The sequence below is a fragment of the Mycobacterium parmense genome (assembly GCF_010730575.1).
In the GTDB taxonomy this organism is placed as follows: Bacteria; Actinomycetota; Actinomycetes; order Mycobacteriales; family Mycobacteriaceae; genus Mycobacterium; species Mycobacterium parmense.
On sequence record NZ_AP022614.1, the window covers coordinates 3,538,405 to 3,560,162 of the forward strand.

Consider the following 21,758-nt stretch of genomic DNA (forward strand, 5'->3'; position numbering starts at 1 on the left):
CGTGGGGTATCGCCGCAGTGACACCTGGCGCTGTCAGTAGGCGTAGAAGCCCTGCCCGGACTTCTTGCCCAGCCGGCCGGCCTCGACCATGCGCAACAGCAGCGGCGGCGGCCCGTATTGCGGCTCCTTGAATTCCTCGAACATCTTGTCCGCGATCAGCTTCAGGGTGTCCAGGCCGACGAGGTCGGACAGGCGCAGCGGGCCCATCGGATGCGACAGCCCGGCGACGGCCGCTTTGTCCACGTCCTCGACGGTGGCGAAGCCGCCCTCGACCATGCGGATCGCCGACAGCAGGTAGGGCACCAGCAACGCGTTGACGACGAAGCCCGACCGGTCGGAGCAGCGCACCACCTGTTTGCCGAGGACGGCGCCGGCGAACTCCTCGGTGCGGGCGGCGGCGGCCTCGTCGGTGACCAGCGTGCTGACCAACTCGACGAGGGGCAGCACCGGAACCGGGTTGAAGAAATGCAGGCCCAGCACCCGCTGAGGATTCTTGGTGGCCGCAGCGATCTTCATGATCGGGATGCTCGACGTGTTGGACGCCAGCACGGCGTCAGGGTCGGCGATGACGCGGTCGAGTTCGGCGAACACCGAAGCCTTGATGGCGTCGTCTTCGACGATCGCCTCGATGACCAGCTGCCGGTCGGCGAGGTCCTTCAGATCCGTGGTGAAGGTCAGCTTGCTCAGAGCGCGGTCACGCTCGCGTTCGGTCACCTTGCCCGCGCTGACGCCGCGCTCCAGCGACTTCACGATCCGGTTGCGCCCGGCCGTGATCAGCGCGTCGGTGGTCTCGAACACCGTCACGTCGACGCCGGCGCGAACAGAGACCTCGGCGATGCCGGATCCCATCTGGCCGGCCCCGACCACCCCTACCCGCTGGATCGCTGCGTCGCTCACCCTGGTCCTCTTTCGATGTCGTATCGTCTTGCACCGCAAAGGCCCCGCCCAGGATCGCTGGGCGGGGCCAATGCTACTTCAGCCGGATCTACGGCCTGGGTTCAGTGGCTCGTCCTCAGTGGCTCAAGCCTGTCGGTTCCACCTCGTCCTCGCGGGCCCGAGGCCCGCTCGTCCTCAGTGGAACTGACCCTCTTCGGTGGAGCCGGTCAGCGCGGTGGTCGACGACGTGGGGTCGACCGTGGTGGCGATCCGGTCGAAGTAACCGGCACCGACCTCGCGCTGGTGGCGGGTCGCGGTGTATCCGCGCTCCTCGGCGGCGAACTCGCGCTCCTGCAGCTCGACGTAGGCGCTCATCTGGTTGCGGGCATAGCCGTAGGCCAGGTCGAACATCGAGTAGTTGAGCGCGTGGAAGCCGGCCAGGGTGATGAACTGGAACTTGAAGCCCATCGCGGCCAGCTCCTTCTGGAACTTCGCGATCGTCGAATCGTCGAGGTGCTTGCGCCAGTTGAACGACGGCGAGCAGTTGTAGGCCAGCATCTGGTCCGGGAACTCGGCCTTGACGCCCTCGGCGAACTTGGCCGCCAGCTCGAGGTCGGGGGTGCCGGTCTCCATCCAGATCAGGTCCGAGTACGGCGCGTAGGCCCGGGCCCGCGCGATGCACGGTTCGAGACCGTTCTTGACCCGGTAGAAGCCCTCCTTGGTCCGCTCGCCGGTGATGAACGGCTGATCCCGCTCGTCGACGTCCGAGGTGATCAGCGTCGCGGCCTCCGCGTCCGTACGGGCGATGACGACGGTCGGCACGTCGCAGACGTCGGCGGCCAGGCGCGCCGAGGTCAGCGTCCGGATGTGCTGCTGAGTCGGGATGAGCACCTTGCCACCGAGGTGGCCGCACTTCTTCTCCGAGGCCAGCTGGTCCTCCCAGTGCGAGCCCGCGACGCCCGCGGCGATCATGGCCTTCTGCAGCTCGAAGACGTTCAGCGCGCCACCGAAGCCGGCCTCACCGTCGGCCACGATCGGTGCCAGCCAGTTCTCGACCGAGGTGTCGCCCTCGACCTTGGCGATCTCGTCGGCGCGCAGCAGCGCGTTGTTGATCCGGCGAACCACCTGCGGCACCGAGTTGGCCGGGTAGAGGCTCTGGTCGGGGTAGGTGTGCCCGGACAGGTTGGCGTCACCGGCGACCTGCCAGCCCGACAGGTAGATGGCCTTCAGGCCGGCGCGCACCTGCTGGACGGCCATGTTTCCGGTCAGCGCGCCCAGCGCGTTGATCCACTCCAGGTCGTGCAGCTGGTCCCACAGCACCTCGGCGCCCCGGCGGGCCAGCGTGTGCTCCTCGACCACGCTGCCCTGCAGCGCGACGACGTCCGCGGCGGAGTAGGTACGGTTGACGTTCTTCCAGCGGGGGTTGGTGTCCCAGTCGTGCTGGATCTGCTCGGCGCTCTTCGGGGTGCCAACGACAGACATCGGATCTCGCTCCTTAACAGTCTTTCCATGCTGATTGGTTGCGGCCGATACCGCGGTCCCGCGGCGGCTACAGCCTCAACTTCACTGATGTGCTAACACGACGATGGCACAGCGTATCGGCGCTGGCCACCCGTTTCATTTGCCAATTTCAGCAACGGCTCCGCCGGAAATTGCGAATCTTGCGAAGCGCTTGATTAACTTGACCGTTTAAGAAGCTACCCGTCGGTAACGTTAAATCCGCAGGTCATCCCGGTAAAGAGCGGGGTGCCGGTTTCGCTACAGGGCGAAGAGCGCGGCGACGGCTTTCGTCTCGTCGCCGACGGCGTATGTGAGCGTTGTAACAGTCCGATCGGCGAGGTCGGCGCCGAACTGGTCGGTCGATCCGGCCGGATGCACGTGCGAGATGATCTCCAGCTTGTCGCCCAGCGCGACCGGCGCCTCGTGTTCGATCGTCGTGCGCAGCGGCGCCTGCAACAGCTCCGGATGCGAAGCCAAGTAGTCCTCGACCACGCTCCAGTAGACCGAGTTGTTCATGTGGTCGAACAGGTCGATGTCGGTGACCCGAACCGGGAACTCGTGGATCTCCGCCGCATCCTCGCGGCTCCCCGGCTTCAGGTAGCCCTTCCACCGCAACCGCTGCACCGACGTGGTCTTGTGCAAACCCGCCAGAAAATCGTCGGCGATGCGCGACGGCATCTGCGTCTCTCGGTTGATGTTGATCCAGAACGCCTCCGACTCGATCAGTCCGCCCTTGCGCCCGTCGATGCGGACCCGCATCTCGCACCACCTGTTGGAGGTGCCCGAGCACCACCGCCGGCATCGCAACATGTCCTGGAATTCGATCGGGCGGATCAGGTCGACCATGGTGCGACGCACGATCCACAGCGGATGGGTCTCCTCGAACCCCATCTCCCGCAACTGATCTTGCCCGATGTCTTGGATGTGCCGGGCCGCGGCGTCCAGGCGCAGCCGGCCCGTCCTGTCGATGTCGCCGACCCGCAGCGGCCACTCCCGGCCGAAAACATCGGGATGGCCTTCGGGCACCGGCATCAGCGTCTTGTCCAGGCTCACGGCGTCCCCGTCTTCTCCTCGTCGATATCCCAGGTTAACCGGGACCCTCGCGCGAATTGTGCCAAACGAGGCGCGTCGACCGCCGACTTTGGCACCACCCGCAACGAGCGCGAGGCCGTGTGCCAACTCTGCGAACCGCGCCTTCGCAGCACAGGTACCCTGAGCGAAATGGCCAAAACCTTCGTCGGCTCCCGCGTCCGCCAGCTTCGCAACGAGCGCGGGTTCAGCCAGGCCGCCCTGGCCCAGATGCTCGAGATCTCGCCGAGCTACCTCAACCAGATCGAGCACGACGTCAGGCCGCTGACGGTGGCCGTGTTGCTGCGCATCACCGAGGTGTTCGGCGTGGACGCGACCTTCTTCGCCTCGCAGGACGACACCCGCCTGGTCGCGGAGCTGCGCGAGGTGACGATGGACCGGGATCTGGACATCGATGTCGACCCCACCGAGGTTGCCGAGATGGTCAGCGCCCATCCCGGCCTGGCCCGCGCTGTCGTCAATCTGCACCGGCGCTACCGGATCACCACCGCGCAGCTGGCCGCCGCCACCGAGGAGCGGTTCTTCGACGGCAGCGGCAGCGGCTCGATCACCATGCCGCACGAGGAGGTGCGCGACTACTTCTACCAACGCCAGAACTACCTGCACGAGCTGGACACCGCGGCCGAAGACCTCACCGTGCACATGCGCCTGCACCACGGCGACTTGGCGCGCGAGCTGACCCGCCGGCTCACCGAGGTGCACGGGGTGCACATCAACCGGCGGATCGATCTCGGTGACACGGTGCTGCACCGCTTCGACCCAGCCACCAAGACGCTGGAGATCAACAACCACCTGTCGCTGGGCCAGCAGGTGTTCAAGATGGCCGCCGAGTTGGCCTACCTCGAATTCGGCGACCTGATCGACGGCATGGTCGAGGAGGCGAAGTTCACCAGCGACGAGTCGAACACCCTGCTGCGGCTGGGTTTGGCCAATTACTTCGCCGCCGCGGCGGTCCTGCCCTACCGCCAGTTCCACGACGTCGCCGAGAACTTCCGCTACGACGTCGAGCGGCTGTCCTCGTTCTACTCGGTGAGCTACGAGACCATCGCGCACCGGTTGTCCACGCTGCAGCGGCCCTCGATGCGCGGGGTGCCGTTCTCCTTCGTCCGGGTGGACCGGGCGGGCAACATGTCGAAACGTCAGTCCGCCACGGGTTTTCACTTCTCGTCGAGCGGCGGCACCTGCCCGCTGTGGAACGTCTACGAGACATTCGCCAACCCGGGCAAGATCCTGGTCCAGATCGCCCAGATGCCCGACGGCCGCAACTACATGTGGGTGGCCCGCACCGTGGAACGCCGGGCCGCCCGGTATGGTCAGCCCGGTAAGACCTTCGCGATCGGGCTGGGTTGCGAACTCCGACATGCCCACCGGCTCGTCTACTCGGAAGGACTCGACTTGTCGGGCGATATCGCCACACCGATCGGCGCCGGTTGCCGTGTCTGCGAACGCGACAACTGCCCACAACGGGCGTTCCCGGCTTTGGGCCGGGCGCTCGACCTCGACGAGCACCGCAGCACCGTCTCGCCGTATCTGGTGCAGCAACCGTGAGCGGGGCGCACAACGGTCAAGCCGGCATCGGCCGCATCCCGTCGGGCGGGCTGCGCCAGTTGGGACCGATCAACTGGGTGGTGGCCCGCGCGGCCGCGCGCACCATGCGCGTGCCCGAGATGCACCTGTTCACCACCCTGGGCCAGCGCCGGCTGCTGTTCTGGGCGTGGGCCTTCTACGGCGGCCGGCTACTGCAGGGACGGTTGCCGCGCGCCGACACCGAGCTGGTGATCCTGCGCGTCGGCCACCTCCGCTCGTGCGAATACGAGCTGCAGCACCATCGCCGCATGGCGCGCGCGGCGGGTCTGGGCCCCGACGTTCAGGAGGCGATCTTCGCCTGGCCCGAGGGCGCCGCGGACAAACTCGACGCTCGCCAGGTCGCGCTGCTGGCGGCCACCGACGAGTTCGTGAAGGACCGTACGGTCACCAGCGACACCTGGCAGCAGCTGGCGGTCTACCTGGACCGGCGGCAGCTCATCGAGTTCTGTCTGCTGGCAAGCCAATACGACGGGCTGGCCGCCACGATCACCGCGCTGCACATCCCGCTGGACAATCCCCGGTAGCCCGGGAGCTCAGAAGTAGACGTCGGCCAGCACGGCCAGGGTCAACGCCACCGGAAGCACCGGCAGGCCGAAGGCCAGCGCGGACCACGCGTGTCGGCCGCGGCGGCGCAGCATCAGTCCCCCCACCGCGGCGGCGATCCCGAGCACCACCGACAGCAACAGCACCGTCGGGGCCCACCGGCCCACCGCCGCGTTGTCGTCCACGATCGAAAAAGCGGCCAGCCACAGGAGGTAACCCGCGACGAGCCCGCCGGCGGCGCCCAGAGCGGTCTGACTTCTGATCATCTGGTCAGAAGTTGATCATGTGGCCGGTCAGGCCGTGGAAGCACTCCTGCAGCGCCTCGGACATGGTCGGGTGGGTGTGCACGTTGCGGGCCAGCTCGGTGGCCGTCAGGTCCCACTTCTGCGCCAGCGTCAGCTCGGGCAGCAGCTCGGAGACGTCGTGACCGACGAGGTGCCCGCCCAGCAGCTCGCCGTGCCTGGCGTCCGCGATCAGCTTGACGAAGCCGCTCGGGTCGCCGACGCCGTGCGCCTTGGCGTTGGCGGTGAACGGGAACTTGGCCACCACGACGTCGTGACCCTCGTCGCGGGCCTGCTCCTCGGTGAGCCCGAAGCTGGCGACGTTCGGCTGGCAGAACGTCGCCCGCGGCATCATCCGGTAGTCCCCGAGCGCCAAAGTCTCCGCGCCGGCGATGGTTTCGGCCGCCACGACGCCCTGGGCCTCGGCGACATGCGCCAGCTGCAGCTTGCCGGTGACGTCGCCGATAGCGTAGATGTGCGAGACGTTGGTCTGCATGTAGTCGCCGATCCCGATCGCCTTGCGGTCGGTCAGGGCGACCCCGGCCCGGTCCAGCCCGTAACCCTCGACGTTGGGCGCAAACCCGATGGCCTGCAACACCTTTGCGGCCTTGAGCTCCTCGGATTTACCGTCCTTGCTGACAGTGACCGTCACCGCCGAGCCGTCGTCGGAGATGGACTCGACCTTGGTGCCGGTCAGGATCCGGACGCCCAGCTTCTTGAACTGCTTCTCGATCTCCTTGGAGACCTCGGCGTCCTCGTTGGGCAGCGCGCGTGGCAGGAACTCCACGATGGTCACGTCGACCCCGTAATTCTTCAGCACATAGCCGAACTCCATGCCGATCGCGCCGGCGCCGGCGATGACGATCGATTCCGGCAGTTCGCGGGACAGGATCTGCTCTTCGTAGGTGACCACGTTGGCCGACAGCGAGGTGCCCGGCACCAGCCGGGTGCTGCTGCCCGTCGCGATGATGCAGTTGTCGAACGTGACCTGCTCGGTGCCACCGTCATTGAGGTCCACCGACAACGTGTTGGAGTCGGTGAATCGCCCGTAGCCGTGGATCTCGGTGATCTTGTTCTTCTTCATCAGGAAGTGCACGCCGGCGACGCGGCCCTCGGCCACCTTGCGGCTGCGGTCGAACGCGGCGCCGTAGTCGAAGGTCGCCTCACCGCTGATCCCGAAGGCCTTGGCCTCCTTGGTGAAGATGTGTGCGAGCTCGGCGTTGCGCAGCAGCGCCTTGGACGGGATGCAGCCGACGTTGAGGCAGACACCGCCCCAATACTTCGGTTCGATAATTCCGGTGTTCAGTCCGAGTTGCGCGGCGCGGATGGCCGCGACGTACCCGCCGGGGCCGGCCCCGAGGACGACGACGTCGTAGTGAGTCACGGCCCCTACCCTAATGGGCTGCTCGACGGCCCGTTAATACGGAATGACACCCGCCAGGCATTCCCCAACCCGCTCACAGTGGTAGTAGCCGTAGAGGGGCGCCGCGGCGAGGACGGACCCGAACGGCGCGGACATCACACCGAGCGAGAGCGCCGAGATCAACGGCCTGCCCTGGACCATCGCCAGCATGACGCCCGCGACCACGCACGCCACGACATAGACCAGGACCACGTACACCGCCGCCGTCTTGTCGTTCGTGTGATACCACCAATAGAACAGGCTCAGGCCCACCTCGGCCGCCGCGACCCACACGCCGAGAACCACCAGCAGCAGCTTCCACCACCGCAGGTACACGTAACGACCGGGAACGGTAACCGATTGCACCTGGGCGCCAGTGGATTCGGTCTCGGGCAGTTGGCCGGCCGCGGGCTCGGCCGGTTTCTCGGGTTCGGTCGCGACGGGTACCGGCTTCGCGCCGCCGGCGTCATCGTCGGATTCGTCCGAGAAGTCCGGGACCCAGGAGTGCGTGCCGGTGTCGTCGTCGTCGAAATCCGGCGTGAACGCCTGCGTCCCGGGGTTCGACGGGTGGTCGTCGTCAGCCACGCGACGTCACCTGCAGCGCCAGGAGCGCGCCGAACCAGCCCGGCGCAACGGCCAGCACGAAAGCCCCGGCCGTCGTGACCCAGCGGCGTCCGGAGAACAGAATGGTCGTCAACCCGATCACGCTGGGCAGCCCGAGCACCAGGGCGATGACGAGTTCGGGGCGCAGCCTTGCGTGGAAGAGGACGACGAAGGCCACCGCGGCGAGAAACCCGACAGCGCTGCCGATCAGCATGGCGCCGGCCAACAGCCAGGGACGCGGAAGCGGAACCACGATGACGACTGTACTGCGGTCACCTGGGAGGAGGGCATGTTGACGGCGCCGCGTCACCCACCCCCGGGCCGCGCGTCGAGGGTCGTTCGCCGCGCCCGTCGCCGGCGCCGGACGTCGGCATCGCTGCGCGGTGCGTCGTCGGCGGCCCGCATCAGAAGAAGCCTTGCGCCTTCTCGGAGTAGGACACCATCAGGTTCTTGGTCTGCTGGTAGTGGTCGAGCATCATCTTGTGGTTCTCCCGGCCGATGCCGGACTGCTTGTAACCGCCGAACGCCGCGTGCGCGGGGTACACGTGATAGCAGTTGACCCACACCCGCCCGGCCTGGATGTCGCGGCCGGCCCGGTAGGCGGTGTTGCCGTCGCGGCTCCACACGCCGGCGCCCAGGCCGTAGAGGGTGTCGTTGGCGATCGAGATTGCGTCGTCGTAGTCGGAGAACGACGTCACCGCCACCACGGGGCCGAAGATCTCCTCCTGGAAGACGCGCATCGTGTTGGCGCCGGAGAAGATCGTCGGCTGCATGTAGAAGCCGCCGGACAGGTCGCCGCCCAGCTCGGCCCGCTCGCCGCCGGTGATGACCTTGGCGCCCTCTTCCTTGCCGATCTCGATGTAGGACAACACTTTTTCCAGCTGCTCGCTGGACGCCTGGGAACCCAGCATCGTGTCGCTGTCCAGCGGGTCGCCCTGGCGCACCGCCTTGGTCCGGATGGCGGCCAGCTCGAGGAACTCGTCGAAGATGTCGGACTGCACCAGGCTGCGCGACGGGCATGTGCACACCTCGCCCTGGTTGAGGGCGAACATGGTGAACCCCTCGAGCGCCTTGTCGCAGAAGTCGTCGACTTTGGCCATGACGTCGGAGAAGAAGATGTTCGGACTCTTGCCGCCGAGCTCCAGGGTGACCGGGATCAGGTTCTGCGAGGCGTACTGCATGATCAGGCGCCCGGTGCTGGTCTCCCCGGTGAACGCGACCTTGGCGATCCGGTTGCTCGACGCCAGCGGCTTGCCCGCCTCGGCCCCGAACCCATTGACGACGTTGACCACGCCCGGGGGCAACAGATCGCCGATCAGCGACATCAGGTAGAGCACCGAGGCCGGTGTCTGCTCGGCGGGTTTGAGCACCACCGCGTTGCCGGCCGCCAGGGCCGGCGCCATCTTCCAGGCGGCCATCAGGATCGGGAAGTTCCACGGGATGATCTGGGCGACCACGCCGAGCGGTTCGTGGAAGTGGTAGGCGACCGTGTCGGAGTCGATCTGACTCAGCGAGCCCTCCTGCGCGCGGATGGCTGCCGCGAAGTACCGGAAATGGTCGGCCGCCAGCGGGATGTCGGCGGCCAGCGCCTCGCGGATCGGTTTGCCGTTGTCCCAGACTTCGGCCACCGCGAGCGCGGCCTTGTTCTCCTCGATCCGGTCGGCGATCCTGTTCAGGATCAGAGCCCGCTCGGCGGCCGCGGTCTTGCCCCAGGCCCGCGCGGCCCCGTGGGCTGCGTCGAGAGCTATGTCGACGTCGGCCTCGTCGGAGCGGGCGACCTCGCAGAACGCCTGCCCGGTGACCGGTGTGGGGTTTTCGAAGTATCGCCCCGCCACCGGCGCGACCCACTGGCCACCGATGAAATTGCCGTACCGGGACTCGTAGGACATCAGCGCCCCGGCGGAACCTGGACGTGCGAAAACAGTCATCTGCTCGACCCTCGTCCTCTGTGTCATTTCCGATGTGTAATACACCTCACAGTACCGCCGGGGCCAGAATGGCTGCCATGACATCCGGGGCTTTCCACGACACCGTCGACCCGTACCTGTGGCTCGAGGAGGTCACCGCCGAGGATGCGCTGGACTGGGTGCGCGCCCACAACGAGCCGACACTCGCCCGGTTCTGTGACGCGGACTTCGACCGGATGCGGGCCGAGGCACTCGAGGTGCTCGACACCGACGCCCGCATCCCGTATGTGGTCCGTCGCGGCGAGCACCTGTACAACTTCTGGCGCGACGCGGCCAACCCGCGCGGGCTGTGGCGGCGCACCACGCTGCAGAGCTACCGCACCGAATCCCCCGAGTGGGACGTGCTGATCGACGTCGACGAGCTGGGCCGGGCCGACGGCGAGAACTGGGTGTGGGCGGGCGCGGGCGTCATCGAACCGGAGTACACGCGCGCGTTGGTCGGCCTGTCCCGCGGCGGCTCCGACGCGTCGATCGTGCGCGAATTCGACATGGCGACAAGGAAATTCGTGGTCGACGGATTCGAGTTGCCGGAGGCCAAGTCACAGGTCGCGTGGGCGGACCCGGACACCGTGCTGGTGGGCACGGATTTCGGCGAAGGCTCGCTCACCGAGTCGGGCTACCCGCGGGTGATCAAGCGGTGGCGCCGGGGCACGCCGCTGGCCGACGCCGAAACCGTGTTCGAGGGGGCCCGCGACGACGTCCGGGTGTCCGCGTCGGTCGACCGCACGCCCGGCTTCGAGCGCACGCTGCTGGGCCGCGCGATCGACTTCTGGAACGAGGAGATCTACGAGCTGCGGGGCACGGAGCTGATCCGCATCGACGCGCCCACCGACGCCGGGGTGTCGGTACACAGGCAGTGGCTGCTCATCGAGTTGCGCACCGACTGGAACCTGGGATCGGCGACCTATGCCGCGGGTTCGCTGCTTGCCGCCGATTACGACGAATTTCTCGACGGCACAGCGCAATTGGCGGTGGTGTTCGAACCCGACGAACACACCGCGCTGAACCACTACGCGTGGACCCGGGATCGCCTGCTGATGGTAACGCTCGCCGACGTGGCCAGCCGGGTCGAGATCGTCACGCCCGGCAGCTGGAAACGCGAGCACGTCGCGGGAATCCCGGCCGCCACCAACACCGTCGTCGTCGCCGCCGACGAGCACGGTGACGAGTTCTTCCTCGATTCGAGCGGATTCGTCACGCCGTCGCGGCTGATGCGTGGCGTCGGCGAGGGGCCACCGGAGCAGGTCAAGTCCGCGCCGTCGTTCTTCGACGCCGAGAACTTCTCGGTCGCGCAACATTTCGTCGATTCCGAGGACGGCACGTCCATCCCCTACTTCGTCGTGCGACCCGCCGATGCCACGGGGCCGGGGCCGACCATGCTGTATGGGTACGGCGGGTTCGAAACCGCCAACACGCCCGCCTACAGCGGGGTATTGGGCCGGTTGTGGCTGTCGCGCGGGGGTACCTACGTGCTGGCCAACATTCGCGGCGGCGGCGAATACGGGCCCGAATGGCACACCCGGGCGATGCGTGAGGGCCGGCACAAGGTGGCCGAGGACTTCGCCGCCGTGGCAACCGATCTGGTGAAGCGGGGCATCACCACCGTGGACCAGCTCGGCGCGCAGGGCGGCAGCAACGGCGGCCTGCTGATGGGCATCATGCTGACCAAGTACCCGGAGCGATTCGGCGCGCTGGTGTGCAGCGTGCCGCTGCTGGACATGAAGCGCTATCACCTGCTGCTGGCCGGCGCCTCCTGGATGGCAGAGTACGGCGACCCGGACAATCCCGACGACTGGGCGTTCATCTCCGAATACTCTCCCTACCAGAACATTTCGGCGGCCCGCCACTACCCTCCGGTGCTGTTCACCACGTCCACCCGCGACGACAGGGTCCACCCCGGGCACGCCCGCAAGATGGCGGCGGCCCTGGAGGCCGCGGGTCACCCGGTGTTCTACTACGAGAACATCGAGGGCGGGCACGCCGGCGCGGCCGACAACGGACAGGTGGCCTTCAAGTCCGCGCTCACCTATTCCTTCCTCTGGCGGATGCTGGCCCCGCAGCCCCCGCGATGAGCCCGCGCGCGATCGCGGCGGTCCTTGTCCCCCTGGCACTGATGGTCACGCCGCTGAGCGCGTGTGGACAGCATGGCGGCGGGTCCGCCGGGCCGGCTACCACCACCGGCATCCTGCCGCCGGGCGTGCCCACCGAAGGCACCCGGCCGCCGGCTGCGATGCTGCCCCCCGCGGCCGAGCCGCTGCAGGCGCCGCCGCCGCGCGGCACGCCGCCCGGGCGCCTCGTGCCGGTCGGCGGGCACCCGGAGGGCGTCGCCGTCGACGACAAGACGGGCGTCGTCGCCGTCGCGTGTCACGACCCCGACGAACTGGTGTTGCTCGACGCCGGCTCGCTGGCCGTGCTGCGGCGGGTTCCGCTGCCCGGCTCGGTGCGCCACCTCGCGCTCGCGGCCCCGGGCGGCCCGCTGTTGGTGCCCGTCGAATCCGCTGACGCGCTGGTGGAAGTCCAGCTGCCGGACGGAGTCGCGTCGGCGCCGATCGTCACCGGCACCTCGCCGCACGACGCGGCGGCGGCCTCCAACGGCACGGTCTTCGTCGGGAACGAACTCGGCGGCACCGTGAGCGTCCTGCGCGGCGGGCGCATCGTGAAGGTCTTCACCGACAGCGTGCAACCCGCAGGCCTGGCGGCGTCCGGCACCACCGTCGGCATGCTCGACGCGCGCCGGAACACCCTGACCGTCTACGACGCCGCCGCGCTGTCCATCGTCGGCTTCGCCCCGGCCGGGGCGGGCCCCACCCATCTGGTCGCCGACCGGCACGGCCGGCTGATCGCCGCGGACACCCGCGGCGACACCGTCCGCGTGTTCGAACCGCTGCCCGCACCCCGCGAGGTCGCCAGCGCCGTGCAGCCCGGCGGCCCCTACGGCATCGCCTACGACGGGGCGCGAGACCGCCTTTGGGTCGCCTCCTCGGGCACCAACGAAGTCGTCGGCTATGACATGACCCAGCCCGCGCCGCGGGAGATCGGGCGAGTGGCGACGGTGCAGAACCCCTACACCGTCGGCGCGGACGCGCGGACCGGGCGGCTCTTCGTCGCCGGGGTCACCGCCGGGGTGGTGCAGGTCGTCGACCCGGCCTTCTGAGCCGGTCAGCGGCCGGCCATAAGATCGTCGATGTGTCTGTGACCGAACGGATCGAACTCACCCTGCTGGTGACGGGACTGATCCTGATCGCCGCGGGCGCGACGCAGGCGCGCTTCCGTTACATCGCGCACCGCCGCGCGGGTCGGCGGTACTACTGGACCACCTCCTTGCTGGGCATCGTCTGCTTCGCGTTCGGGGTCGGCAAGATCTGGCCGAACGCCGTCCTCGCCGCGCTGTTCTTCGTGGGGATCATCGTGGGCTCCGCATACCTGATGACGCCGTACCTCAAGATCGGCGGACGCATCTATGCGTCGAGCCCGGAGAATCGTCAGCCCGACCCCTAGGAGTGGGCATGCCCGCTTTCGAGACCCTGCTCTACACGACGCGCGGCCCGGTCGCGACGATCACGCTGAACCGCCCCGAGCAGCTCAACACCATCGTCCCGCCCATGCCCGACGAGATCGAGGCGGCGGTCGGCCTGGCCGAGCGCGATGCGGACGTCAAGGTCATCGTGCTGCGCGGCGCCGGCCGGGCCTTCTCCGGTGGGTACGACTTCGGCGGCGGCTTCCAGCACTGGGGCGAAGCGATGATGACCGACGGGCAGTGGGACCCCGGCAAGGACTTCGCGATGGTCACCGCGCGCGAGACCGGCCCGACGCAGAAGTTCATGGCCATCTGGCGCGCCTCCAAGCCGGTGATCGCGCAGGTGCACGGCTGGTGCGTCGGCGGGGCCAGCGACTACGCGCTGTGCGCCGACCTGGTGATCGCCAGCGACGACGCCGTCATCGGCACCCCGTACGTCGAGCAGGATGTGGGGCGCCTACCTGACCGGGATGTGGCTCTACCGGCTGAGCCTGGCGAAGGCGAAGTGGCACTCGTTGACCGGCCGGCCGCTGACCGGCGTTCAGGCAGCGGAGATCGAGCTGATCAACGAGGCGGTGCCCTTCGAGCGCCTCGAGGCACGGGTCGCCGAGGTCGCGGCCGAGCTGGCATCGATCCCGTTGTCCCAGTTGCGGGCACAGAAACTGATCGTGAACCAGGCCTACGAGAACATGGGATTGGCGTCGACGCAGATGCTCGGCGGCATCCTCGACGGGCTGATGCGCAACACCCCCGATGCGATCGACTTCATCCGGACCGCCCGGGATCAGGGCGTGCGGGCGGCCGTGGAGCGCCGCGACGGCCCGTTCGGCGACTACAGCCAGGCGCCGCCGGAGCTGCGGCCGGACCCCACGCACATCATCGTCCCTGATCGCGACTGATAGTGAGATGGGCTATTGATTCGGGTGCGGAACGCCATCCGGGCGTGGAAAGTGCTACGGTAACAACTATGTCTCGGCTGAGTTCCGGCCTGCGTGCAGGCGCCATCTTCACTGCTCTGGGTATCGCCGCAACGATTTTCCCGAACATCGCGGCGGCCGACTCCACGGAGGACTTTCCGATCCCCCGCCGCATGATCGCCACCGACTGCGACGCCGAGCAGATCCTGGCCGCGACCCGGGACACCAGCCCGGTGTACTACCAGCGGTACATGATCGACTTCAACAACCACCCGAATGTCCAGCAGGCGACCATCGACAAGGCCCACTGGTTCTACGCGCTGTCGCCGGCGGACCGCCGGACCTATTCGGAGAACTTCTACACTTCGCAGGCCGACCCGCTGTGGCTGGCCTGGCCGAACCACATGAAGATCTTCTTCAACAACAAGGGCGTCGTCGCCAAGTCCACCGACGCGTGCGACCAGTACCCCAAGGGCGACATGTCCGTGTGGAACTGGGCGTAGCACCGCCCGTCCACTGCCTCACCCGCGCGGTCGTGAATTCGACTGTGTTTTCACGGGTTTGACTGTGCGCGGACGGCGGCGACACCCCGCCGCGGCCGCACGCTCGACGCCATGGAAGCACCCTCGGGTCTGCTCATGACGATCCGGATTCCAGACCGATGCAGGTGGCCGTGAGCACCCGCGTGAGGGCCGACGCGAAATCGATGTTCCATTCGGGCGGCAGGGCCCCGGGCTCGTCGGCGTAGGCGTCGGTGAGCCGCTCGGGCGGGTTGGCGATGTGCCAGAACGCGGCGGCCAGCGAATAGGCGGCGATCACGATGTCGAAGGCGCCGGACCGGCCGAGCGTAGGCAGCGCGCGCTCGATCGCGTCCGCGATCGCGACCGCGGCGGCGGAGATGGTCCGCCTGATGTCGACGACCCTGTCGGCGTCGACCTCGTGCTCGAGGTGCAGGTGCAGGTTGGCGAGCAGGTCGCAGAACAACGGGTCGGCCGCCAGTCCGTTGGCCAGGGTCTCGGCCACCCGCGTCGGCGACGTCGGACCCGGTTCGCCGAGATCCGCGCAGACCCTTTCCGACCACCTCACCCACCCCTCGGCGGTGAGGTGCAGCAGCACCTCCTTGTGCGAGGTGAAGTAGCGGCGCACCGCGGAATAGTGAATGCCCGCGCGCCTGGCGACGGCGGTCAAGGTGACCGACGCGACGCCGGTCTCGACGGACAGCGAGCGCGCGGCTTCGACGAGCGCCGCCGCACGTTGACGCTTGTTCTCCTCCGTGCGAGCGCGTTTGAACGTGAGTTGCGCCACGCGCAGAGGGTAACGCACGTAGCGTGACTTGTATAACGCACGGCACGTGATTTGCGAGCGCACCCAAACACTCGGTTGTTACGCACGTGATATGCGTTACACTTTCGTGGACGAAGGGGAAGGAGTCCGGGCTCCGGCGCCACCATGCATTGCTTAGGCTAGCCTTGGTTGCGCTACCATCACGGCGCCGCCGGGTTGGAGAGACCGCCAAGCCGCGGAGCCACCGAATCGACGCGCGAGCGCCGGCCGCGGCGCGGCGATCGGAAGTCGAAGCCGAAAACCGGGCGCCCGAACCGTCCGTCGCGCAATGCCTACCGGTGAAGGGGATTCGAGATTCTCAAGGTGCTGTCGCGGACCTGGATCCCGCTCGTCATCGCCGTCGCGCTGGTGGTGGGGGGCTTCGTGGTCTACCGGGTGCACGGCCTGTTCGGCTCCCAGAAGCGGGAGTCCTACGCCGACAGCAACATGGAGAGCGCCAAACCCTTCAACCCCAAGCGGATCGTCTACGAGGTGTGGGGGCCGCCCGGTACGACCGCCGACATCAGCTATTTCGACGTCAACGCCGACCCGCAGCGGATCGACGGGGCGCAGCTGCCCTGGCGGCTGCAGATCACGACCACCAAGGCCGCGGTCATGGGAAACCTTTCGGCACAGGGTGACAGCAACAGCCTCGGGTGCCGCATCACCGTCGACGACGTGGTCAAGGCGGAACGGGTCTCCAACGAGGTGCACGCCTTCACCTTCTGCCTGGTGAAGTCCGCGTGAACACCCGGACCACCGTCACCGCGCACGCGACACGGCCGTTCATCGCGCGGATGATCCGCCGATTCGCTGTGCCGATCATCCTGTTCTGGCTGGGCGTCGTCGTCGTGTTCAGCGCGTTCGTGCCGTCGCTGGAGAAGGTGGGCGAACAACGCTCGGTGTCCCTGAGCCCCAGCGACGCACCGTCGTTCCAGGCGATGAAGCGCATCGGCCGGGTGTTCAAGGAAGGCGATACCGACAGCTCGGCGATGATCGTGCTGGAAAGCGACAAGCCCCTCGGTGACGACGCCCACAAGTACTACGACACCCTCGTTCGCAAGCTGCGCGCCGACAAGCACGTCCTGAGCGTCCAGGATTTCTGGGGCGATCCGCTGACCGCCTCGGGAGCGCAGAGCAACGACGGCAAAGCCACCTCCGTCCAGGTGAACCTCGCCGGCAATCAGGGGGAATTGCTGGCCAACGAGTCCGTCGAGGCGGTCCGCAAAATCGTCGACAGCACCCCGGCGCCGCCCGGGCTCAAGACGTACGTGACCGGGGCGTCGGCGATGGCGGCCGATTTGCACCACAGCGGCGACAAATCGCTGATCACGATCACCCTGACCACCATCGCCGTGATCTTCACGACGATGCTGCTGGTCTATCGCTCGATCGTCACCGTGGTCATCCTGTTGGCCACGGTGTTCGTCGAATTGTCGGTCGCCCGGGGAGTGGTCGCGCTGCTCGGGGCGAACGACATCGTCGGGCTCTCGACGTTCGCGGTGAACCTGCTCACCTCGTTGGCCATCGCCGCCGGCACCGACTACGGGATCTTCCTGTTCGGCCGCTACCAGGAGGCCCGCCAGGCGGGCGAGGACCGCGAAACCGCCTTCTACACCACGTATCGCGGCGTGGCCCACGTCGTGCTGGGCTCCGGCCTGACGATCGCCGGTGCGACCTTCTGCCTGCACTTCGCCCGAATGCCCTACTTCCAAACACTGGGCATCCCCTGCTCGGTCGGCTTGCTCGTCGCGGTGCTGGTGGCGCTCACGCTCGGCCCGGCGATCCTCACCGTCGGAGGGCGTTTCGGCCTGTTCGATCCCAGGCGCCGGCTCAGCACACGCGGCTGGCGGCGGGTGGGCACCGCGGTGGTGCGCTGGCCGTTGCCCATCCTGGCGGTGACGTGTGCAATCGCGCTGATCGGTCTGCTCGCGCTGCCGGGATACACACCCAACTACAACGACCGCAGCTACCTGCCCGACTTCATCCCGTCCAACCAGGGATTCGCGGCCGCCGACCGGCATTTCTCGCAGGCGCGCATGAAACCGGAGATCCTGATGATCGAATCGGATCACGACATGCGCAATCCGGCGGACTTCCTGGTGCTGGACAGGTTGGCCAAGGGCATCTTCCGCGTGCCGGGAATCTCTCGGGTGCAGGCCATCACGCGCCCGGACGGGACGACGATGGATCACACGTCGATCCCGTTCCAGATGAGCATGCAAAACGCCGGTCAGCTGCAGAACATGAAGTACCAGCGCGACCGGATGAACGACATGCTCACCCAGGCCGAGGAGATGTCGAAGACGATCGCCACGATGCAGCGCATGTACGCGCTGATGTCGCGGCTCGTGGGCATCACCCACAAGATGGTGGGCGACACCGAGGAGATGCAGCAGATCACCAACGAGTTACGGGATCAGATCGCGAACTTCGACGACTTCTTCCGGCCGGTGCGCAGCTACTTCTATTGGGAGAAGCACTGTTTCGACATCCCGATCTGCTACTCGTTCCGGTCGATCTTCGACGCGCTCGACGGTGTGGACGAGATCAGCGACAAACTGGAGACGCTGGTCGGTGACATCAAGCAGCTCGACACCCTGATGCCGCAGATGATCGCCCAGTTCCCGCCGATGATCGAGACCATGGTGAACATGCGGACCATGATGCTGACGATGCACAGCACCATGTCGGGCATCTTCGACGAGATGGACCAGATGAGCGACAACGCGACGGCCATGGGCCACGCGTTCGACCAGGCAAAGAACGACGACTCGTTCTATCTGCCCCCGGAGGTGTTCAAGAACGCCGACTTCAAGCGCGCCATGAAGAACTTCCTCTCACCCGACGGCCACGCCGCCCGCTTCATGATCCTGCACCGCGGGGATCCCGCGTCGGCGCAGGGCATCAAGAGCATCGACGCCATCCGCACCGCGGCCGAGGAGTCGCTCAAGGGAACACCTCTGGAAGACGCGAAGATCTATCTGGGCGGCACCGCGGCGGTTTTCAAAGACCTCTCCGAGGGCGCGGACTACGACCTGATCATCGCCGGGGTCTCCTCGCTCACCCTGATCTTCATCATCATGCTGCTCATCACCCGGGCGTTCGTCGCCGCGGCGGTCATCGTCGGCACGGTCGCGCTCTCACTGGGCGCGTCGTTCGGCCTGTCGGTGTTGGTGTGGCAGTACATCCTCGGGATCCAACTGCACTGGCTGGTGCTGGTGATGTCCGTCATCGTGCTGCTGGCGGTGGGGTCGGACTACAACCTGTTGCTGGTCTCGCGCTTCAAGGAGGAGATACACGCGGGGTTGAAGACGGGCATCATCCGATCGATGGGCGGCACCGGCAAGGTCGTCACGTCGGCGGGCCTGGTCTTCGCCTTCACGATGGGCTCGATGGTGGTCAGCGACGTGCGGGTGATCGGCCAGATCGGCACCACGATCGGGCTGGGCCTGTTGTTCGACACGTTGATCGTGCGCTCGTTCATGACGCCGTCGATCGCCGCGCTGCTGGGACGCTGGTTCTGGTGGCCGATGCGCGTGCGCTCGCGGCCGCTGCGTGTTCCGGCCAAACCCGTTGGGCCGCAACCGCACGATGAGTCCTTTGCTTACAGCGACTAGGCGCGGTCCATGCTCACCATCGCGCTGATCGGGTTCCTCGGCGGCCTGATCACCGGCATCTCGCCGTGCATCGTCCCGGTGCTGCCGGTGGTGTTCTTCTCCGGTGTGCACACTTCGCGCGAAACCTCCGCCGCCCGGCCGTATCTGGTGATCGCGGGCCTGGTCTGCAGCTTCAGCGTGGTGACCCTGGCCGGTTCCGCCCTGCTCTCGGCTCTCCACCTGCCGCAGGACGCGATCCGCTGGGCCGCGCTGGTGGCGCTCACGCTCATCGGCCTGGGCTTGATCTTCCCGCCCCTGCAGCACCTGATCGAGCGGCCCTTCTCCCGACTTCCGCAGCGCCAATTCTCGCCCGGCAGTAGCGGGTTCGTTCTGGGGCTGACGCTGGGTGCGCTGTATGTGCCGTGCGCGGGACCGGTGCTGGCCGCCATCGTGGTGGCGGGCGGCACCGCGTCCCTCGGCGCGCCGATCATCGTGCTGACCGGGATGTTCTCGCTCGGTACCGCCCTGCCGCTGCTGGCGTTCGCTCTGGCCGGGCGGGGCGTGGCCGGGCGGGTCACGGCGTTCCGCCGCCGGCAGCGGCTGATCCAGGCCGCCGCGGGCGTCACGATGATCGTGCTCGCCGTCGCGCTGGTGTTCAACCTGCCCGCCACGCTGCAGCGCGCCATCCCCGACTACACCGCCGCCATGCAAAAACAGATCGGGGCCAACGACATTGAGCGCAAGCTGCATCCCGGCGCGGCGAAGGGCCAGCTCGCCGACTGCACCGAGGGCGCCGCGCAACTTCAGGAGTGCGGGCCCGCGCCGGCCATCGGCGGCATCACCGAATGGCTCAACACCCCGGGCGGAAGGCCTGTCGACCTGGCGTCGCTGCGCGGCAAGGTGGTGCTGATCGACTTCTGGGCGTACTCCTGCATCAACTGCCAGCGCGCCATCCCCCACGTCGTCGACTGGTACAACCGTTACCGCGACAGCGGTTTCATCGCCATCGGCGTGCACACCCCCGAGTACGCGTTCGAACGCGTCCCCGCCAACGTCGCCAGTGGCGCCGCGGCCCTGCACATCACCTACCCGGTTGCGCTGGACAACGACTACACGACGTGGAACAAGTACCAGAACCTGTACTGGCCGGCCGAATACCTGATCGACGCCGACGGGGTTGTCCGGCACACCAAGTTCGGCGAGGGCGACTACGACGGCACCGAAAAACTGATCCGCCAACTTCTGGTCGACGCCAACCCGAACCTCCATCTCCCCGCGGCGGTGAACGGGGTCGACACCACCCCGCGGAGCAAGCTCACCCCCGAGACGTATCTGGGCGTGGACAGGGCCTCCAACTACGCCGGCAACGTCCCGTACCAGGCCGGCACCGCCACCTTCGACTACCCGGCCAGCGTGCCCGCCGACCGGTTCGCCCTGCGGGGGCAATGGACCCTCGACGACCAGGGCGCCACGGCCGCCGGTGACGACGCCGCGATCCGGCTCAACTACACCGGCAAGGACGTCTACGCCGTCGTGGGCGGCACCGGCACCATCACGGTCACCCGGGGCGGCAACACGACGACGACGGTTGTCGGCGGGGCACCCACCCTGCACCAGATCGTGGCCGACCCCACCGCGCGCCGCGACCAGCTCGACATGCGGGTCAGCAAGGGCCTGCAGGTGTTCTCGTTCACGTTCGGCTAGCCGGTTTCCGCAGGCCGCCCAGCACCGCGACGACGACCCCGGACACCACCAACCCCACACCGGCCATCAATGTCAGGTCCAGCCACTCGTGCAGGCCGGCCTCGGCGCGGCCGACCATCACGTCGGCGATGCGGCGGACGTCCCCGGCGGTGTGGTTGAGCACGTCGTTGACGCGGCGCCTCCCGACCTCGATGGCCGCATAGCCGCTCGCTCCCACGAGCAGCGCGGAGACCCCGAGGCTGGTCAGCGCCTGGCCGCGGCGGCGCGCCGCGGCCAGCGTCAGCAGCGCGCACCACCCCGTCACCGCGACCGCGCCGACGCTCAGCCAGGGGCCCCAGGCGGCGAGCCGGCTCAGCTCGCCCCGCCGCAACGAGGCCGGGACCGAGACGGCCACCGGCACAGCCACATTCGCAGGAACGTTGACGTGATAGCCGCTCAGCAGGGGCTGAATCGAGCTGTCCTCGAGCATCGGTGCGACGTCAACCACCCATTGATCGCCGCCCTGGCCGGGCCCGGCAGCGTCGAACAACCAGTCGTGCGCCGAGCGGTTCGCCTGGGCGAACAGGGGCGGGAAGCCCGGGCCCGCAGTGAACGCGGCGGCCGCGGCGTGCAGCTGCGAGCTGTCGACGGGGTAGCGTCCGGCGCCCCGCGCGGCGATCAGCGCCATTGCCCGCGTGGTCAAGTCGGCCGCCATCGCGGATTGCAGAGCCGGGTCGCCCGCGGCTTCGGTGGCCATCGCGGCATAACCGTCGGCGTCGACGAGGTGCAGCTGCGTCCACGCCGCGGGAACGGCCACCGCCAGCGCGACCGTGGTGGCCAGCCACAGCGCCACCGTCACAGCGAATCGCAC

At 67.8% G+C, this 21,758-nt stretch carries 19 protein-coding genes and 1 pseudogene; 10 read left to right on the forward strand and 10 right to left on the reverse strand.

Translation table 11 applies throughout. The features are described from left to right. Positions 1–33: 33 nt before the first annotated feature. From G6N48_RS16370 to G6N48_RS16380, 3 genes are all read right to left on the reverse strand, one after another. Positions 34–897, reverse strand: a complete 864-nt coding sequence (locus tag G6N48_RS16370) for a 3-hydroxybutyryl-CoA dehydrogenase (protein ID WP_085271776.1) — start codon at positions 895–897, stop codon at positions 34–36. Positions 898–1,071: 174 nt separating this feature from the next. Further along, the gene (gene aceA / locus G6N48_RS16375) at positions 1,072–2,358 is read right to left on the reverse strand and encodes an isocitrate lyase (RefSeq protein ID WP_085271775.1); all 1,287 of its coding nucleotides are present in this window, start codon (positions 2,356–2,358) and stop codon (positions 1,072–1,074) included. Positions 2,359–2,634: 276 nt separating this feature from the next. After that, positions 2,635–3,429: an acyl-[acyl-carrier-protein] thioesterase gene (locus tag G6N48_RS16380; RefSeq protein WP_085271774.1), complete on the reverse strand. Its 795-nt coding sequence runs from the start codon at positions 3,427–3,429 to the stop codon at positions 2,635–2,637. Between the two features lie 168 nt (positions 3,430–3,597). On the opposite strand from G6N48_RS16380, the gene ramB reads away from it, so the two are divergent. Both ramB and G6N48_RS16390 read left to right on the forward strand, forming a co-directional pair. Then, positions 3,598–5,013, forward strand: coding sequence for an acetate metabolism transcriptional regulator RamB (gene ramB, locus G6N48_RS16385; RefSeq protein WP_085271773.1), 1,416 nt, complete (start codon positions 3,598–3,600; stop codon positions 5,011–5,013). After that, the gene (locus G6N48_RS16390; RefSeq protein ID WP_232066636.1) at positions 5,010–5,576 is read left to right on the forward strand and encodes a carboxymuconolactone decarboxylase family protein; all 567 of its coding nucleotides are present in this window, start codon (positions 5,010–5,012) and stop codon (positions 5,574–5,576) included. The genes ramB and G6N48_RS16390 overlap by 4 nt, the downstream gene beginning before the upstream one ends. A 9-nt stretch (positions 5,577–5,585) precedes the next feature. On the opposite strand, the gene G6N48_RS16395 is transcribed toward G6N48_RS16390, so the two are convergent. The 5 genes from G6N48_RS16395 to exaC all read right to left on the reverse strand — a co-directional run bounded on the left by G6N48_RS16395 (position 5,586) and on the right by exaC (position 9,809). After that, positions 5,586–5,861: a hypothetical protein gene (locus tag G6N48_RS16395; protein WP_085271772.1), complete on the reverse strand. Its 276-nt coding sequence runs from the start codon at positions 5,859–5,861 to the stop codon at positions 5,586–5,588. Positions 5,862–5,865: 4 nt separating this feature from the next. After that, positions 5,866–7,260 carry a dihydrolipoyl dehydrogenase gene (gene lpdA / locus G6N48_RS16400; RefSeq protein ID WP_085271771.1) on the reverse strand — a complete coding sequence of 465 codons (1,395 nt, stop codon included), beginning with the start codon at positions 7,258–7,260 and terminating at the stop codon, positions 5,866–5,868. 33 nt (positions 7,261–7,293) lie between these two features. Further along, positions 7,294–7,863, reverse strand: coding sequence for a hypothetical protein (locus G6N48_RS16405; protein ID WP_085271770.1), 570 nt, complete (start codon positions 7,861–7,863; stop codon positions 7,294–7,296). Continuing rightward, on the reverse strand, positions 7,856–8,134 hold the full coding sequence (locus G6N48_RS16410; protein ID WP_085271769.1) for a putative holin: 279 nt from the start codon (positions 8,132–8,134) through the stop codon (positions 7,856–7,858). The genes G6N48_RS16405 and G6N48_RS16410 overlap by 8 nt, the downstream gene beginning before the upstream one ends. Before the next feature lie 151 nt (positions 8,135–8,285). Continuing rightward, entirely contained in the window at positions 8,286–9,809 is a 1,524-nt protein-coding gene (exaC, locus tag G6N48_RS16415; protein ID WP_085271768.1) for an acetaldehyde dehydrogenase ExaC, read from the reverse strand. Positions 9,810–9,886: 77 nt separating this feature from the next. On the opposite strand from exaC, the gene G6N48_RS16420 reads away from it, so the two are divergent. The 5 genes and pseudogenes from G6N48_RS16420 (at position 9,887) to G6N48_RS16440 (ending at position 14,785) form a co-directional block, all read left to right on the forward strand. Continuing rightward, positions 9,887–11,920, forward strand: coding sequence for a prolyl oligopeptidase family serine peptidase (locus G6N48_RS16420; RefSeq protein WP_085272053.1), 2,034 nt, complete (start codon positions 9,887–9,889; stop codon positions 11,918–11,920). Beyond that, the gene (locus G6N48_RS16425; RefSeq protein WP_085271767.1) at positions 11,917–13,002 is read left to right on the forward strand and encodes an NHL repeat-containing protein; all 1,086 of its coding nucleotides are present in this window, start codon (positions 11,917–11,919) and stop codon (positions 13,000–13,002) included. Before G6N48_RS16420 ends, G6N48_RS16425 begins: the two co-directional genes overlap by 4 nt. Before the next feature lie 32 nt (positions 13,003–13,034). Beyond that, the gene (locus G6N48_RS16430; RefSeq protein WP_085271766.1) at positions 13,035–13,346 is read left to right on the forward strand and encodes a hypothetical protein; all 312 of its coding nucleotides are present in this window, start codon (positions 13,035–13,037) and stop codon (positions 13,344–13,346) included. An 8-nt stretch (positions 13,347–13,354) separates the two neighbouring features. Next, a pseudogene (locus G6N48_RS16435) lies at positions 13,355–14,264 on the forward strand (crotonase/enoyl-CoA hydratase family protein). 68 nt (positions 14,265–14,332) lie between these two features. After that, positions 14,333–14,785 carry a DUF5078 domain-containing protein gene (locus G6N48_RS16440; protein WP_085271765.1) on the forward strand — a complete coding sequence of 151 codons (453 nt, stop codon included), beginning with the start codon at positions 14,333–14,335 and terminating at the stop codon, positions 14,783–14,785. Positions 14,786–14,918: 133 nt separating this feature from the next. On the opposite strand, the gene G6N48_RS16445 is transcribed toward G6N48_RS16440, so the two are convergent. Beyond that, positions 14,919–15,605 carry a TetR family transcriptional regulator gene (locus G6N48_RS16445; RefSeq protein ID WP_085271764.1) on the reverse strand — a complete coding sequence of 229 codons (687 nt, stop codon included), beginning with the start codon at positions 15,603–15,605 and terminating at the stop codon, positions 14,919–14,921. Between the two features lie 324 nt (positions 15,606–15,929). On the opposite strand from G6N48_RS16445, the gene G6N48_RS16450 reads away from it, so the two are divergent. The 3 genes from G6N48_RS16450 to G6N48_RS16460 are packed head-to-tail and all read left to right on the forward strand — an operon-like array spanning position 15,930 to position 20,908. Then, a complete protein-coding gene (locus G6N48_RS16450; RefSeq protein ID WP_085271763.1) occupies positions 15,930–16,352 on the forward strand; it encodes an MmpS family protein in 423 nt (140 codons plus the stop codon). 50 nt (positions 16,353–16,402) lie between these two features. Further along, positions 16,403–19,225 (forward strand): MMPL/RND family transporter, encoded by a 2,823-nt coding sequence (locus tag G6N48_RS16455; RefSeq protein WP_139826044.1) that lies wholly within the window; start codon positions 16,403–16,405, stop codon positions 19,223–19,225. Between the two features lie 9 nt (positions 19,226–19,234). After that, on the forward strand, positions 19,235–20,908 hold the full coding sequence (locus tag G6N48_RS16460; protein WP_139826016.1) for a cytochrome c biogenesis protein DipZ: 1,674 nt from the start codon (positions 19,235–19,237) through the stop codon (positions 20,906–20,908). On the opposite strand, the gene G6N48_RS16465 is transcribed toward G6N48_RS16460, so the two are convergent. Continuing rightward, positions 20,895–21,758, reverse strand: a complete 864-nt coding sequence (locus tag G6N48_RS16465; RefSeq protein ID WP_085271762.1) for a hypothetical protein — start codon at positions 21,756–21,758, stop codon at positions 20,895–20,897. The two genes, G6N48_RS16460 and G6N48_RS16465, sit on opposite strands and share 14 nt — an antisense overlap.

Bases quoted from the DNA above. Each gene is read 5' to 3' on its own strand.
- G6N48_RS16440 (WP_085271765.1), top strand. From the start codon at position 14,333: ATGTCTCGGCTGAGTTCCGGCCTGCGTGCAGGCGCCATCTTCACTGCT.
- aceA (WP_085271775.1), bottom strand. From the start codon at position 2,358: ATGTCTGTCGTTGGCACCCCGAAGAGCGCCGAGCAGATCCAGCACGAC.
- exaC (WP_085271768.1), bottom strand. From the start codon at position 9,809: ATGACTGTTTTCGCACGTCCAGGTTCCGCCGGGGCGCTGATGTCCTAC.
- G6N48_RS16425 (WP_085271767.1), top strand. From the start codon at position 11,917: ATGAGCCCGCGCGCGATCGCGGCGGTCCTTGTCCCCCTGGCACTGATG.
- G6N48_RS16420 (WP_085272053.1), top strand. From the start codon at position 9,887: ATGACATCCGGGGCTTTCCACGACACCGTCGACCCGTACCTGTGGCTC.
- G6N48_RS16460 (WP_139826016.1), top strand. From the start codon at position 19,235: ATGCTCACCATCGCGCTGATCGGGTTCCTCGGCGGCCTGATCACCGGC.
- G6N48_RS16455 (WP_139826044.1), top strand. From the start codon at position 16,403: ATGATCCGCCGATTCGCTGTGCCGATCATCCTGTTCTGGCTGGGCGTC.
- ramB (WP_085271773.1), top strand. From the start codon at position 3,598: ATGGCCAAAACCTTCGTCGGCTCCCGCGTCCGCCAGCTTCGCAACGAG.
- G6N48_RS16395 (WP_085271772.1), bottom strand. From the start codon at position 5,861: ATGATCAGAAGTCAGACCGCTCTGGGCGCCGCCGGCGGGCTCGTCGCG.